Source organism: Pseudonocardia ailaonensis, from assembly GCF_039531635.1.
Taxonomy (GTDB): domain Bacteria; phylum Actinomycetota; class Actinomycetes; order Mycobacteriales; family Pseudonocardiaceae; genus Pseudonocardia; species Pseudonocardia ailaonensis.
On record NZ_BAAAQK010000018.1, the window covers coordinates 194,074 to 206,742 of the forward strand.

The following is a 12,669-nucleotide window of genomic DNA, read 5'->3' on the forward strand; positions in this document are numbered from 1 at the left end:
ACCGGGGCCCGCCGATGAGCCCCCGGCGGATCGCCTTCGTCGAGTTCGCCCCCTCGGGCGGGCTCTTCCAGTTCACCGCCCAGCTGGCCGGCGGGCTGGCCGCGCAGGGCAACGAGGTGCACCTGTTCACCGGGCCGCGCCCGGAGCTGAGCGCCACCGAGCCGGGCCTGCACATCCATCCCGTGCTCCCCACCTGGCACCCCGGTGACGAGCGGCCGCGCCCGCCCTGGGTCCGCAAGATCCGCCGCGGGGTCCGCGCCGGCCAGCTGGTGCTGGCCTGGTTCGTGCTGCTCGGGCGCCTGCTGGCGCTGCGCCCGGACGTGCTGCTGTGGTCCACGATGCGGTTCAGCATCGACACCATCGGCGTCCTGGTGACCTCCCGGCTGCTGCGGCGGACCGTGCTCGGCATGGTGTCGCACGAGCCGCGCCCGATGAAGGCCACGGACACCACCTCGTTCAAGACGGGCCGGGTCCTCGAGCCCACCCTGCGGGCCGCGTGGCAGCGCATGGGAGTCGCGTTCGTGCTGGGCAGGGAGGCCGAGCAGCTGCTGCGCACGAGCTGGTCGCCGCGCTGCCACGTGATCGTGATCCCGCACGGCGAGGCCACCGCCCTGCAGGGCGACGCGCCGGTCCCCCCGGTGGCCGGGACGGACCCGGTCGCGCTGTTCTTCGGGGCGTGGACGGCCTACAAGGGCCTCGACGTGCTGCTCGACGCCTGGCCCGCGGTCCGCGCCGAGGTGCCCGACGCGCGGCTGGTCATCGCCGGTGCGGTGGCGGGCGTGGACCTGGACCGGCTCACCGAGCGCTGCCGTACCACCCCGGGCGTCGACGCCCGGCCCGGCTACGTCGCCCTCCCCGAGGTCCCGGTCCTGTTCGGACGGTCCCGGGTGGTGGTCACGCCGTACCTGCGCGCGTCGCAGAGCGGGGTCGCGCACGTCGCGCACACCTTCGCCCGGCCCGTGGTGTCCAGCCGGGTCGGGGACATCCCGACCGTCGTCCGGGACGGCGAGACCGGCCTGCTCGTGCCGCCCGGGGACGCCCCGGCCCTCGCCGAGGCGATCACCGCGCTGCTGCGCGACGCCGGGCGCGCGGCCGAGCTCGGCGAGGCCGGAGCCGCGGCGGCCAAGGAGGAGTCCTCCTGGAACGAGGTGGCCCGCCGGTTCGACGAGGGCCTCGACCTGGCCGGTGTGCCGCGCACCGCGACCCCTCAGCGGGCCGGCAGCGCGTCCTCGTAGATCGCGCGCAGGCCCGCGCTCCACACCGCCGAGGAGAAGCGCCGCTCGAACCGCAGCCGACCGGCCGCGCCCATCTCCGTGCGCCGCGCCCGGTCGCCGGCCAGGGCGACCACCGCGTCCGCGAGGGCGGCCGGCTCGGGCTCGGCCAGCACACCGGTGTCCGGCGTCACGATGTCCGCGATGCCCCCCACCCGGGTGGCGACGACGGGCGTCCCGACCCCGAGGGCGTGCATCAGCGTGGTCGGCAGCGCGTCGGCCAGGCTCGGGTGCACGACGAGATCGGCCGCCGCCAGCAGCGCGGGGACGTCGTCGCGGTACCCGAGGAAGCGCACCCGGTCCCGCAGCGCCGCCGTGGCCGCGACCCGCGCCTCCAGCTCGGCGCGCAGCGGCCCGTCGCCGGCAAGGGCGAACACGATCCCGGCGTCGGCGGGGATGCGCTCGACCGCGTCGAGCAGCAGGGCGTGGCCCTTCTCGGGCCGCATGAGCGAGGCGGTCACCGCGAGGACCTTTCCCTCGCCGGCGCCCAGCTCGCGGCGCACCGTCGCGCGGTCCTCGGCCCCGAGCGTCCCGGGTGCCGCGACCCCGTTGGGCAGCACGACGGTGTCCGCGCGGCCCGCGAGCTCCCGATACCAGCTCGCCTGGGCCGAGGACACCGCGATCGTGGTGGTCGCCAGCCGGCGCCCCCAGACCCCGAGCCGCCGCTTGAGCGTGGCCATCCGCCCGACCGGGGCGTCCTCGATGAGGTGCAGGGTGGAGACGACCGGACGCCCGAGCGCCCGGCCGGCGATCGAGCCGACGAGGTCGGCGTGCTTGAGGTGGGTGTGCACGACGTCGATGCGGTGCCGGCGAAGGGCGGTCGCGACGTGCAGGATGGCGCGCGGGTCCCAGCGGGCCAGCTCGAGCTGGAGGACGGTGACGCCTTTGGCGCGCAAGGTCGCCGCGTGCACCGGTTCGTCCACAGGGGACAGTCCGATCACGACGATCTCCAGGCCGGCGGCACCGGCGACGTCCGCCAGCTCGACGAGCACGTGCTCGGCCCCGCCCGCACCGAGGGAGTGGATGACGTGCGCGACCCGGATGGTCGGGGTGGCACCGCCGGCGGGGATCGACGGGGACGGGCTCACGACGTACTCCTCGGGGAGAGCGGGGGCGGGACGGGGCGGGATCTGCGGAACCGGCGCAGGAGCAGGGAGCCCAGCCCCACCACCAGCGCCCAGGCGACGACCGCGCCGGCGAGCACCGTCGTCGGGTACACACGTTCGACGGTGACGGCGGGCGGGGACACCGCGATGATCCGGAACCCGCGGTCGAGCCCGAACCTCGCCACCGCCGAGCCGGCGGACTCGTCCGCCACGGCGAGCCGGCCGCGCGCGTCGTCGGCCGAGGAACCGGTGGCGGTCAGGGTGATGAGGCCGTTGGCCGGCTCGGCCTCGATGACCACCGAGGGCGAGCGGACCGCACCCCCCACCACACCCGCGAAGGCGGGCAGGACGGAGATCCGGCTGCGGACGTCGAGGGAGTAGGCCTCGTACGTGCCCGGCGCCGGCATCAGCGTGTAGCTCGACCGCGCCGTGTAGCTCTCCTGGCCGAACAGCCCGACGGCGACACCGACCACGACGGCCGCGGCGACACCGGCGCCCACGACCGTCGCCGCGACCCGGCGGGAGGCGGCGCGCACCGCAGCCCACTCGGCCCGTCGGCCCGCGGCCGTCGCCGGGCGGGTGAGCACGTCGAGCAGGCCGATCACGGCCAGCACGACGAGCACCGTCCGGAAGTACGCGACGTGCAGGAACAGGCTCGCCAGCGACCAGCCGAGCACGCTGGTCAGCAGGGCGGCGGCGAGCACCCGCTCCGGCGAGTCCGGCCCGCGCGCCCGGGCCAGCCGCAGCACGATCCGCAACGCCAGCAGCACCATCCCGCCCATCAGGACGATCCAGCCGGCCAGCCCGACGATGCCGGCCTCGGCCAGGAGCTGCAGGTAGAGGTTGTGCGGGGCGCGCGTGGTGCCGATCAGGAGTCCGTTGCTGCGGCTGGCGTAGTCGGGCACCGCCGAGCCGAACGCGCCCGGCCCCAGCCCGACGACCGGATGGTCCTCGAACATCAGCAGCGCGATCTTCTGCGCCGCCGTCCGCTCGACGATCGAGGGGTCGATCGCGTAGGCGGGCTGGTTGTCGAACGCCGCGTCGAGGTTCACCAGCCGGTTGCCCACGCCGGGGACGAAGAGCAGGAGGAGCACGACCGGGGACAGGATCAGGCCGAGCCGGCGCATGCGCGGTCCTGCTGTCGCGAACCACAGCACGAGGACCATCGCGCACGCCAGCAGCGTGCCGCGGGACTGCGTGAGGTACATGCCGGCGACGGTCAGCACCGTGCACAGGGCCCACAGCAGCACCCACCGGCCGCGGCGGAGGACCACCGCCCGCCGCATCAGCGCCAGGGCGCACGGCAGGGCCAGGACCAGGTAGCGGCCCCAGAAGTTGGAGTCCGGCAGCGGGCCGGCGTAGCGCGGGGTGGTGATCGCCTCACCCGAGGCCGCGCTGATCGTGGCGAACCCGCCGAACGTGGCCGTGGCGCTACCGCCGAGGAACACCTGGTTGACCACGCTGAACCCGCAGATCACCGCGATCGGGAGGACCAGGGCCGCCGCCACCCACCAGGGCCGCGTGACCAGGCGCGCCAGCCCCAGGACGATGACGAGGAACAACGCGTCCTTGAACTGGTCCGCGACGAAGGACGACGTGGCGTCGGGCGCCACGCTGCTGAACACGCCCGGCATCTCGCTGAGCAGGTAGACCCCGAGCAACGCCGCGGGCAGCCACGGGAAGGTGCGCAGCCGCGCGCGGGAGTCGCGGTCGAACAACGCCAGCATGATCGAGAGCGCGCCGAGCAGCAGCGACGCGTTGTAGACCGACGGGATGCCGTTCGACGCCAGCACCTGTCCGGCGTCGGAGAACTCCCCGGCGACCAGGAAGATCAGGGCGATCGCGGGCCGCCGCACGGCGTACAGCCCGACCACGGCCGCGAGGAACACCCCGAGCACCAGGAGCGCAGGCATCACGCCCGCGACCAGTGCGGTGGCCCCCGTGAGCACGCCGAGACCGACGGCACCCCAGCCCAGCGCGCCCGTCGGCACCAGGGGGGCGAGGCGACGGGGCGACGGGGCGAAGGGGTCGACCGCCGGCGGCGCCTCGCCCTGCGGTGCCCGGGGAGCAGGCACCGGAGAATCGGGCAGAGCAGGAGCGGTCACCGGAGGGGCGGCCCCCGGCGCCGGGGTCACTGCCGGACGGAGCGCCGGCCGACCCGGTCCCCGACCTCGTCGCGCTCCGGGTCGGCCCCGCGGCCGTTGCTCCGGTCCGCACCGTGGCCGTTGCTCCGGTCCGCGCCGTGGCCGTTGCTCCGGTCCGCACCGTGGGCCTGGTCGGCGCCGCGGCCGAAACCGCCGTCGTCGTGGGGATCGCGCTGGTCGTACTGCTCGCGCTGGTCCCGTTGCTCCCGCTGGTCCCGCCGCTCCCAGGCCTCGCGGGCCGCCGAGGTCATCGGCGCGGTCGGCGAGGCGAGCTCGGTGTAGGTCGGGCGCGGGCGGACCGGCAGCGCGGTCGTCTCCTCGTTGCCGGGCGCGGCGACCGGTGCCGCCGGGACGACCGGCGGTCGCCCGTTGACCGGCACGCCGTGGCGCGGCGAGGGCGAGGGCACCACGCGGGCCGGGGCGGGCTGCTCGGAGGCGGGCTGCCGCTCGGGGCGCACCGGCTCGGGCCGCGACTCCGGGTGCCCGGCGTCGACGCGGGGCGTCTCCACCCGGACGGGCTCGGAACGGATCGGCTCGGAGCGGACCGGCTCGGCCCTGACGGGGGCGGCCGGGGGCGCCTCGGTGCGGGCCACGGGTTCGGGCCGGGCGGACGGGGCGGGCGGAGCGGAGGTGCCGGGCTCGACGGCCCGGGCGGCCGCGCGGGCCGCACCGCGCCGGCGGTAGCCGAGCATCGCCCCGCCCCCGATCAGCAGCCCGACAGCTCCTGCGACCGCCGCGACCTGCTTCGGCGCGGCACCGATCCGGGTCCCGCTGCCGTCCGCGCTCTGCACGATCTGCAGGGTGAACGGCCCGGAGACCTGCTCGACCACCGGCGTGGCCTCGTTGACGAGGGCGGTGAGCGCGACCTCGGCGGCCTTGGCGGACCCGGCGGAGACATCGACGTTGATCAGCGAGGTGCTCGCGACCACCCCGGACGTGACCTCGAGGCTCGCCGGAAGCACCTGGGCCGCGCGCGCGGCGGGATCGAGCCACCGGCGCTGGCTGAGGACCTCGGCGGCCGTCGCGCCCGCCTGGCCCCGGCTGAGGGCTTCCCAGTAGTCCGCGATCCGCTCGGGCGCGACGTTCGGGCCGGGCAGCAGGGCGACCTGGGCCTGGGCCCGGTATCGGGGCGTCTGCTGCGACAGGACCAGCAGCGTGCCGGCGACGAACACGAGCCCCCCGAGCAGCGCCGCCGCGATCACCAGGATCGCCGTTCGTCGATTCCGAACCCGCTCAGCCATTCTTCCCCCCGCCGTCGCCACGCACGACACCCAGCCGGCCGCGGCGCTGCCCGGCGGCCTCTTCGTAGAGGTCGGCGATCCTGCGCACCCACCCGTTCAGCTCGAAACGCTCCAGCACGAGCTGCCGTCCTGCCTCGCCGAAGCGTGCCCGCAGCGAAGCGTCACCGAGCAGCGTACCGATCGCGTCGGCCAGGGGTTCGACCGCGCGGGGCGGCACCAGCAGCCCGGTCCGGCCGTGCTCGACGATCTCCGCCGTCCCGCCCACGGTCGTCGCGACGACCGCGACCCCGCAGGCCGCGGCCTCGATGAGTGCCGTCGGCAACGCCTCGGTGAACGAGGGCAGAAGCGCGAGCGTCGATCCGCGGAACAGGTCCGGCACGTCGTCGCGCGCCCCGGCCAGGACCACCCCGGGCGCGTCCCGCGCGCGCAGCGCGGCCGCCTCGTCCCCGTCCCCGACGATCAGCAGGACCGCGTCCGGGAACTGGGCCCGCACCTTCGGCCACGCCTCGACCGCGACGGCGTGACCCTTGTCACGGCGCAGCGCGGCCACCACCGTGACGACGGGGACGTCGTCCGGGATGCCGAGCTCCGGGGGCAGCGGTGCGCGCCGTCCCCCGGCGACCGGCCGGAACGCGGACATGTCGACGCCGTTGGGCAGGACCCGCCAGGTCGGCTTCGGCCTGCCGACGACCTGCGCGGTGGCCGCCCGGGCCGCCTCGGAGACGAAGACCAGGGCCGCGCCGCGCTCGGCGGAGCGGGTCCACAGCTTCTCCTTGAGCGCGCGCCGCCGGTCCGTGGTCGGGGCGGGCAGGTGGTGCAGCGTGGAGACGCACGGCACCCCGGCCAGCCGTGCGGCGATCGGCACGAGCGTCGCGGAGTAACCGAGGTGGGCGTGCACCACGTCCGCCCCCGACTCCCGGATCGCCTTGCGCAGCAACGGGATCGCCTTCGGATCGAGCAGCCTGCGGACGCCGACGAACGAGGGCTCCAGCCCGGCGCCGGTGAGCAGGTCGAGGCTGCCCGACCGCTCGGGGCTGAACGGGGCCAGGCTGGCCACCCGCATCTGCAGCCCGGCGGCGGGCGCGACCGAGTTCATGGTGGCCAGCAGCCGTTCGGCGCCGCCGTAGGAGAAGGAGTCGATGACGTGCAGGACCTTCATCGGGCCGCACCCGCCGTCACCGCGACGGACGCCCACAGACCGGTGGATATCGTGGCCGAATGCGCCCTGCTCCCCGTTCGGCGGCGGTCATCAGCATCGTCGACCCGTTCACCGGCGACGGCGGCAAGCCGAAGGTCCTCGCCGGGCTCGTCCGCCACCTGACCGACCGGCTCGGCACGGACCACGTGCACTACGTGCTGATCGGCGGCACCGCGATCCGCTCCGACGAGGTCCGGACGCACCACGTGCCCGGTCCGTCCACCCGCGAGCGTCTCGGCGGGCTGCTCACCCGCACGGTGCCCGGCCGGGCCCCGATGCAGGAGGGCCTGCTCTGGTCCCCGACGGTGCGCCGCGACCTGGGCGACCTGCTGCGACGCCTGGACGTCGACCTGCAGGTGTACGACACCGTGCGCACCGGCCAGCTCGCGCCGCTCGGCCATCCCGGCCTGCGCGTCTGCTACCTCGACGACCTGATGTCCCTGCGCTACCGCCGCATGCTCGACGCCGTGCGCCGGCTGCCGGACGTGCAGGTCGACGCGTTGGGCACCTTCGCCGACCAGATTCCCGGCCCCCTCCGTCCGGTCGCCCGCAACCAGGCCGTGCAGCGGCTGCTGATGCGTGTGGAGAGCGGGCTCTCGGCGCGCAGTGAGGTGCGGGCGGCGCGGGAGTTCGACCGCTGCCTGCTGGTGAGCGCCCGTGAGGCCGAGACCCTGACGCGCACCGCGGGCGTCGCCGAGGGCCGCGTCGTGGAGCTGCCGCCGTCCCTGCCGATCCGGTCCGCCGTCGCCCGGGACGTGCCCGCCGAACCGCGCTTCGTGTTCCTCGGGCTGCTGTCCGCCCCGCACAACGACGACGGTCTGACCCATCTGCTGCGCGAGGTGTGGCCGGCCGTGCTGGACCGGCTGCCGAAGGCTCGCCTGCAGGTGGTGGGACGCGATCCGTCGCCCGCCGCGCGCGAGCTGCTGGCCCGGCACGCGGACACGGTCGAGCTCGAGGGTTTCGTACCCGACCTCGACTCGGTGCTGGCCCGCTCGACGGCGCTGCTCAACGTCCTGCGCTTCGGCACCGGGGTGAAGATCAAGATCATCGAGGCGCTGGCCCGCGGGCTGCCGGTGCTCTCGACCACGCTGGGCGCCGAGGGGGTCCGGTCCGGTGCGGGGAGCGGGATCGTCGTGGCCGACGGGCCGGCGGACCTCGCCGCCGCCGCCGCCCTGCTGGCCGAGCCGGAGCACAACCTGCGCCTCTCCGAGGAGGCCGGCGGGCATTTCCGGCGTCGCTACGCCCAGGATGCCGTGAACGAGACCTACGACCGGGCTCTCGGTCTGGTCTGAGTGCGCGTGCATGTCCTGCTTCCGAGTCGTGGGTGCGGCGGAGCGCCGTGGCCTCTCCCGGGGTGTCGTCGGGCACGGCGCCGATGTTTCGGCAATGTGGCGAGTCCCCACGATCGGCTGCACCGCTCCGGCATGGTCTAGCCTCCGTGCTCGTGACCCCTCGGACGTGGTATCGACGGCGGGTCCGCAGGACGCCGCTGTGGGCGGCGGCGGCTCTCGCCGTGGGTCTGGTCGCCGCGGCGTGCGGGTCGGCGCAGCCGGTCGACGCCCCGTATCAGGCCTCCTCGCCGATGAGCTCGGACTTCTTCGCCGCGCCCGGCGGCATCTGGACCACGCCGATCGCGCCCGACGCGGCCGTGCGCAAGGACTCAGGGGTGTTCGTGAGCCGGCTCGCCGGGATGGCTCCGGTGATCTCGCTGCGCCGCTTCTCCGTGCCGATCTTCGTCGCCGACCCCGGCACCAAGCGCTACTCGATCGCCCCGACAGCGCCGTACGCCCCGGCGGGCACCCGCCTCGACGACGTCCCGGTGCCGGCCAACGCCGCGGCCGACCCGGCGGAGGACGGTCACCTCGCGGTCCTGGACCGGGACAACCGCTGCATCTACGAGTTCTTCCGGGCCAAGCCGCAGGGCGACGGCTGGACCGCCGACTGGGTCAACGCCACCCCCTCGGACGGCACCGGCATCTATCCCGACGGGCTCGGCACCCGGGCCGCCGGGTTCTCCATCGCCGCGGGCCTCATCTGGCCCGACGAGCTGCGGCGCGGTGAGATCGATCACGCGCTGGTCTTCGCCTACCCCTTCACGAAGAAGGGGGGCTACGTCGCCCCGGCCACCCGCAGCGACGGGCTCACCACCCAGGCGGGCGCCCTGCCGATCGGCTCCCGGCTGCGGCTGGACCCCACGATCGACCTGGACAAGCTCACCCTGACCCCGCAGGAGCGCACGGTCGCGCGGGCCCTCCAGACGTACGGGATGTTCCTCGGCGACACCAGCGGCGGGCTGACGCTCTACGGCGTGCAGCCGCTGAGCTTCGCCGCGGACCCCTACCAGTCGTTCTGGAACGACGGCCCGTGGGCGGACATCAAGGCGATCCCCTTCGACCGCCTCCAGGTCCTCGACTCCGGCGCGGAGCAGCCCCCCTACACCGGCCCCCCCATCGGGAACCGGTGCACGGGGCACCAGGGCTGACCGGGCGGGTCAGGACCCCAGCAACGGCTTGCCGATCGTCCGGACGACCTTCACCCAGGTCGGCGGCGTCGCGTCGTCCTCGGTGGCCTCCCTGGCCTGGTCGCGGACCCGCAGCGCGAGCGTGGTGGCCGCCCCGATGACCGCGTGCGAGGAGGCGAACAGGTCCTCCGCCGCCACCCGGTCGTTGCTGATGCTCGCCTTGTACGGCTCGTCCCCGAGCAGCCAGTCGATGCTGCCCGCGCCCGTCTCGATCCCGTGCTCGATCAGCGCGGAGCGACAGAGCTGCCCGATGCCGAACGTCGACCACCGCGGGTCGAAGCGGCAGTTCCAGACCCGCAGCGCGTCGCCGTCGCGCAGGCAGAGCGCGTAGCCGGCCAGGTCCTCGCCGATCCGGGCGCGGAGCAGCAGGATCTCCCCGCGCGCGGCGTGCGCCGTGACGATCTCGGGGAAGAACCGCCCCGACCACAGGTCGACGATGCTGCGCCGCTCCATCTCGCGGTCGCGTTCCCGGCAGATCGCACTGATCATCGGTAGCGCCGCGGCGATCTCGTCGCGATCGGTGGTGGTGTCGATCACAGCGGTGACGCCTTCGGCCTCCAGCCGTTCGGCCTGCCGCCGCCGGTTCTTCACGTACTGCTTGCTCGTGTAGTCCCGCAGCCGGGTCTTGCCGGCCTCGAGCACGAGCCGGGGGGCCACCTCGTCCGGCACCAGGCGCGCGTGGCGGGCCCGCGCGGCCAGCGCCACGGCCACCGGGTCGCCCGCGGGCAGGTGGCGCAGCACCAGCCGCCACGGCCGCAGGCGCTCGGCGGACACCGCGGCGAGCACGGCGGCGGCGAGCCGCGGCGCCACGTCGGGGCTGCGGACGGGCAGGGCCGCGGCGTCCGTCGGACCGTGCCCGAGCGCCACGAACTCCCGCAGGCCGGCCCGCACCCGGGTGCCGAGCAGGGCCGCGCCGGCGAGCTTCCCGTCCGCCTCCCGGACGGTCACGGCCAGCGGTTCGTAGGTCGGGTCGACCCGCGCGCAGACCCCCAGCCAGGTCCAGCGGGCCATGATGTGGGTGCCGCACGCGAGCTGGAGGTCCTCCAGCTCCCCGCTGATAGCCTCGATCCCCGTCAGGCCGTGCGCCACCGACATCGTTCCCTCCCCCTCGGCCCCTGTTCCCCTGCGGTCAGCGGCCGTGACGACCGTACTGGCGCCGCCCGAGGGCCCGACGAGTCCGCCCCGACGAGACGAAGGAATCGCATGTCGCTGACGGTCAGCCTGCTGCCGGCCCACCGCCGGGACGAGGCCGGGGAGCTCTGGCGGCGCGTCGAGGCCGGCCTCGCGACCCCGGCCCTGGCTGCCGGATGGACCTGGACCTCGACCTGGCTCGAGCATTTCGGCGATGTCGTCCCTCATCGGTTCCTCGTGGCGTACCGCGGCGACGAGCCGGTGGCCACCACCCTGGTCACCTTCTCGCGCACCGGCCCCCGGGTGTTTCCGCGCCGCCGGCTGCACCTCGGCACCGCGGGCGAGCCGGTCGCGGAGTCGGTGTTCGTCGAGTACAACGACCTGCTGTGCGCCCCGGAGGAGCTGCCCGCGGTGTGCCGGGCGGTGGCCGCGGCGGTGCGCACCGTCCCGCGCTGGGACACCCTGACCCTGGACGGCGTCGTGCCCCGCACGGCCGCCCTGCTGGGCGCCGACCTGGGCTTCGCGACGCGCGAGACGCCGTCGTGGACGGTCCGGCTCGACCCGGACCGGACCGTGATGGAGACGCTCGGGCGCTCGACCCGCCGCCTCGTCCGGCAGGCGGTCGAGGCCCTCGGCCCGGAGGAGCCCGAGCTCGCGACCGAACCGGAGCGGGCCCGCGAGATCTTCGACGAGCTGGTCCGCCTGCACCAGCGGCGGTGGACCGCGCAGGGCGAGCCGGGCGCGTTCGCCAGCATCCGGCGGCACGGGTTCGTCCGCGACGTCCTGCTCCGGCTCCTGGCCGAGGGCCGGGCGGCGGTCGGCAGGCTGGCCGGCGCGGACGGGCTGATCGGGTGCGTCGTCGGCTGGATCGACGACGGCCGGTTCCTCTACTACCAGGGCGGGTTCGCCCAGTACGACGAGGTCAGGAAGCGGGCGGGGCTGCTCGGCCACGCCGTGTTCGCCGAGCACTTCCGGCAGGCCGGCCTGCGCGAGTACGAGCTGCTGGCCGGGGACGCGCAGTACAAGCGACAGCTCTCGGCCGGGGAGCAGAACCCGCTGGTCTGGGCGGAGCACGACCTCGCCCATCCCCGCGCCGTCGCGCTCGGCGGGATCCGCGTGCTGCGGGACCGCGCCGGGGTGGCCGCCGGACAGGGGGCCGCCGCGGCGCGGGAGCGGGTCGGCTCGGCGCGGGAGCGGGTCGGCTCGGCGCGGGAGCGGCTCGGCTCCGCGCGGGAGCGGGTCGGCTCCGCGCGTGAGCGGTCGTCCTGACCGGTCGTGACCGGTCCCGGCCGGCCTAGCCGGCGCGGCCCGTCCGCTGCCGGAGCGACCCGGCGAGGCGGGCGGCCGTCCGGCGCGCCTTCCCCGGCAGGCCGCCGCCCAGCTCGGCCTCGAGGGCGGCGCCCACCGGTCCCTCGACGTCGGTGAAGGTCGCGAACCGCAGCGGGCCGATCCACACCGAGCGCATCAGCCCGACGCGCCGGTAGCCGGCGCGGGAGAGGAGCATGTAGACCGGGCGGTTGCCCACGGCGGTCTTGGCCACGAGAGATCGCATCCCCTCCGCGGTGTAGGTGTCGGCCATCACGCCCAGCACCGCGATGGCGACGTTCGTGCGGCGGGCCGCCGGCGTCGTCGCGCCGTCCTCGACACCGACGACGTCGGCCGGCAGCGTGGCCCATCCGCGGTGCCCGACCCGCAGCGGCACCTTCCCGGGGAAGGCCCAGGTCCCGAAGGCGGCCCGGTCGGTCTCGTCGAGGGCGACCCAGTTGTGCCCGCCGGCCGCGTAGCGCTCCCCCGCGGCGGCGAAGTTCACCATCGGCAGGGACGCCGCCTTGTCGATGTCCTCCCGGGGCAGCCGGCCCGCGGTCATCCCCTCCGGCATCGGTCGCGCCTGCGGCACGTCGGCGAGCACGGCCTCCCACCAGTGGTGTTCCTCGATCCGGTGGGCCCACTGCCGCACCCGCGCCCCCGCGGTGCGGACGACCCCGGAGACCCCGTGGGTCTCCCGCGCCCGCTGTACCCGGCCGACGACCGTCCGCGCTCCGTCCAGCAGCACTCCG

General features: G+C 75.5%; 10 protein-coding genes. 4 read left to right on the forward strand and 6 right to left on the reverse strand.

The genetic code is table 11. The annotated features are described in order from the left end of the window. The first annotated feature begins 14 nt into the window (after positions 1-14). Complete coding sequence (locus tag ABD324_RS23205) at positions 15-1,235, forward strand: glycosyltransferase family 4 protein (protein WP_344420817.1); 1,221 nt, start codon at positions 15-17, stop codon at positions 1,233-1,235. Here the strand turns inward: ABD324_RS23205 and ABD324_RS23210 are convergent. The 4 genes from ABD324_RS23210 to ABD324_RS23225 are packed head-to-tail and all read right to left on the reverse strand — an operon-like array spanning position 1,208 to position 6,921. Next, positions 1,208-2,359, reverse strand: coding sequence for a glycosyltransferase (locus ABD324_RS23210; protein WP_344420820.1), 1,152 nt, complete (start codon positions 2,357-2,359; stop codon positions 1,208-1,210). The genes ABD324_RS23205 and ABD324_RS23210 overlap by 28 nt on opposite strands. Further along, positions 2,356-4,452 carry an O-antigen ligase family protein gene (locus tag ABD324_RS23215; RefSeq protein WP_344420823.1) on the reverse strand — a complete coding sequence of 699 codons (2,097 nt, stop codon included), beginning with the start codon at positions 4,450-4,452 and terminating at the stop codon, positions 2,356-2,358. The genes ABD324_RS23210 and ABD324_RS23215 overlap by 4 nt, the downstream gene beginning before the upstream one ends. Positions 4,453-4,508: 56 nt before the next feature. Beyond that, positions 4,509-5,762, reverse strand: a complete 1,254-nt coding sequence (locus ABD324_RS23220; protein ID WP_344420826.1) for a hypothetical protein — start codon at positions 5,760-5,762, stop codon at positions 4,509-4,511. Next, positions 5,755-6,921, reverse strand: a complete 1,167-nt coding sequence (locus tag ABD324_RS23225; RefSeq protein WP_344420829.1) for a glycosyltransferase family 4 protein — start codon at positions 6,919-6,921, stop codon at positions 5,755-5,757. The genes ABD324_RS23220 and ABD324_RS23225 overlap by 8 nt, the downstream gene beginning before the upstream one ends. A 59-nt stretch (positions 6,922-6,980) precedes the next feature. Here ABD324_RS23225 and ABD324_RS23230 point away from each other — a divergent pair, with 59 nt between their 5' ends. After that, complete coding sequence (locus tag ABD324_RS23230) at positions 6,981-8,252, forward strand: glycosyltransferase (RefSeq protein WP_344420832.1); 1,272 nt, start codon at positions 6,981-6,983, stop codon at positions 8,250-8,252. Between the two features lie 152 nt (positions 8,253-8,404). Further along, positions 8,405-9,442, forward strand: a complete 1,038-nt coding sequence (locus tag ABD324_RS23235) for a hypothetical protein (RefSeq protein ID WP_344420835.1) — start codon at positions 8,405-8,407, stop codon at positions 9,440-9,442. 9 nt (positions 9,443-9,451) lie between these two features. Here the strand turns inward: ABD324_RS23235 and ABD324_RS23240 are convergent, their stop codons facing one another. After that, on the reverse strand, positions 9,452-10,576 hold the full coding sequence (locus ABD324_RS23240) for a GNAT family N-acetyltransferase (RefSeq protein ID WP_344420837.1): 1,125 nt from the start codon (positions 10,574-10,576) through the stop codon (positions 9,452-9,454). 108 nt (positions 10,577-10,684) lie between these two features. Here ABD324_RS23240 and ABD324_RS23245 point away from each other — a divergent pair, with 108 nt between their 5' ends. Then, positions 10,685-11,881, forward strand: coding sequence for a GNAT family N-acetyltransferase (locus ABD324_RS23245; RefSeq protein WP_344420840.1), 1,197 nt, complete (start codon positions 10,685-10,687; stop codon positions 11,879-11,881). Positions 11,882-11,906: 25 nt separating this feature from the next. Here ABD324_RS23245 and ABD324_RS23250 read toward each other — a convergent pair whose 3' ends face one another. After that, positions 11,907-12,665 carry a hypothetical protein gene (locus tag ABD324_RS23250; protein ID WP_344420843.1) on the reverse strand — a complete coding sequence of 253 codons (759 nt, stop codon included), beginning with the start codon at positions 12,663-12,665 and terminating at the stop codon, positions 11,907-11,909. Between the last annotated feature and the right edge of the window lie 4 nt (positions 12,666-12,669).

What these genes read in the sequence shown, in the direction of transcription:
- ABD324_RS23205 (WP_344420817.1), top strand. Translation starts at nt 15, where the DNA reads ATGAGCCCCCGGCGGATCGCCTTCGTCGAGTTCGCCCCCTCGGGCGGG.
- ABD324_RS23220 (WP_344420826.1), bottom strand. Translation starts at nt 5,762, where the DNA reads ATGGCTGAGCGGGTTCGGAATCGACGAACGGCGATCCTGGTGATCGCG.
- ABD324_RS23230 (WP_344420832.1), top strand. Translation starts at nt 6,981, where the DNA reads ATGCGCCCTGCTCCCCGTTCGGCGGCGGTCATCAGCATCGTCGACCCG.
- ABD324_RS23245 (WP_344420840.1), top strand. Translation starts at nt 10,685, where the DNA reads ATGTCGCTGACGGTCAGCCTGCTGCCGGCCCACCGCCGGGACGAGGCC.
- ABD324_RS23225 (WP_344420829.1), bottom strand. Translation starts at nt 6,921, where the DNA reads ATGAAGGTCCTGCACGTCATCGACTCCTTCTCCTACGGCGGCGCCGAA.
- ABD324_RS23240 (WP_344420837.1), bottom strand. Translation starts at nt 10,576, where the DNA reads ATGTCGGTGGCGCACGGCCTGACGGGGATCGAGGCTATCAGCGGGGAG.